This window comes from Mesorhizobium sp. M7A.F.Ca.CA.003.01.2.1, from assembly GCF_003998945.1.
GTDB classification, from domain to species: Bacteria; Pseudomonadota; Alphaproteobacteria; order Rhizobiales; family Rhizobiaceae; genus Mesorhizobium; species Mesorhizobium ciceri.
In genome coordinates this window covers 1-1,446 of record NZ_RZRA01001179.1, presented here as the reverse complement: position 1 = coordinate 1,446, position 1,446 = coordinate 1, and the positions used below count along the sequence as shown (strand labels likewise).

Here is a 1,446-nt window from a genome sequence, read left to right as displayed (position 1 = left end):
AGGCGGAGCTCGCCAAGGCCATCGGCACGCCGGTGACGATCGCGGTGAAATCCACCCATGCAGTCGTCAGGACCACCCCCGCGAAGATCGATGAAGCGCGCGAAACCATCCAGGCGCTGCGCCCCGACATCCGCATCATGGGCGCCGGCGACGTGGTCGAGATCTACAAGGAAGTCGGCCTGCCCGAGGCAGTCGTCGATCGCTTCGATGTCCGCAAGATGACCGGCACACATGGCATCGGCCATACCCGCATGGCGACGGAATCGGCGGTGACGACGATGGGCGCGCATCCGTTCTCGACCGGCGCCGACCAGTGCCTGGTGCACAATGGCTCGCTGTCGAACCACAACAATGTCCGCCGCGAACTGATCCGCGAAGGCATGACCTTCGAAACCGAGAACGACACCGAAGTCGCTGCCGCCTATCTCTCGTCACAGATGGCGCATGGCAAGAATCTCGGCGAGGCGCTGGAAGGCACGCTCTCCGACCTCGACGGCTTCTTCACCTTCGTCGTCGGCACCAAGAACGGCTTTGGCGTGGTGCGCGATCCGATTGCCTGCAAGCCAGCCGTGATGGCCGAAACCGACCAATATGTCGCCTTCGGCTCGGAATATCGCGCGCTGACCAAACTGCCCGGCATAGACAATGCGAGGGTCTGGGAACCCGAGCCCGCAACCGTCTATTTCTGGGAGCATTGAGTTCATGCCGGCAACCACGCTTTCAAAAACCGCGGCACACGACCCTCGGGTCTTCGATCTCGACCAGTTGTCGCTGCGCGAACTCAACCAGGCGCTGCACAATCTGGCTCCCGGCTCGAACGAAACGGCATGGGAAGTGCTGAACCCGAAAGGCAGCCATTCGGTGGCCGTTGGCGTCGACCAGCCTGTTGCCATCGATGTGCGCGGCAGCGTCGGCTATTACTGCGGCGGCATGAATTCCGGCAGCACCATTACCGTGCATGGCTCGGCAGGGCCTGGAGTCGGCGAGAACATGATGTCGGGCTCGATCACCATCAAAGGCGACGCCAGCCAGTATGCCGGCGCCACCGGCAAGGGCGGCCTGCTGGTCATCGAAGGCAACGCCTCGTCGCGCTGCGGCATTTCGATGAAGGGCATCGATATCGTCGTGCATGGAAATATCGGCCATATGTCGGCCTTCATGGCGCAGTCAGGCAATCTGGTGGTGTTGGGCGATGCCGGCGATGCGCTCGGCGATTCCATCTACGAGGCGCGGCTCTTCGTGCGCGGCAAGGTCGACAGCCTCGGCGCCGACTGCATCGCCAAGGAAATGCGGACCGAGCATCTGGAATTGCTGCAGGGCCTGCTCGACCGCGCCGGCGTCACCGGCGTCAAGCCGTCGGAGTTCAAGCGCTACGGCTCGGCGCGTACCCTCTATAATTTCAATATCGACAACGCCGACGCGTATTGAGGCAGCATGACCTACAGG

Annotated in this window: 2 protein-coding genes; both read left to right on the top strand. The window is 62.6% G+C overall.

The window, feature by feature from the left end:
• Nucleotides 1-698, top strand: a 698-nt coding sequence (locus tag EN969_RS30980) for a glutamine amidotransferase family protein (protein WP_127419730.1), incomplete at its 5' end; no start/stop codon positions are given.
• Between the two features lie 4 nt (nucleotides 699-702).
• Entirely contained in the window at nucleotides 703-1,428 is a 726-nt protein-coding gene (locus tag EN969_RS30975) for a GXGXG domain-containing protein (RefSeq protein ID WP_013532905.1), read from the top strand.
• The last annotated feature ends 18 nt before the right edge of the window (nucleotides 1,429-1,446 follow it).

Coding starts and splice junctions, on each gene's coding strand:
- EN969_RS30975 (WP_013532905.1), top strand. CDS start 703: ATGCCGGCAACCACGCTTTCAAAAACCGCGGCACACGACCCTCGGGTC.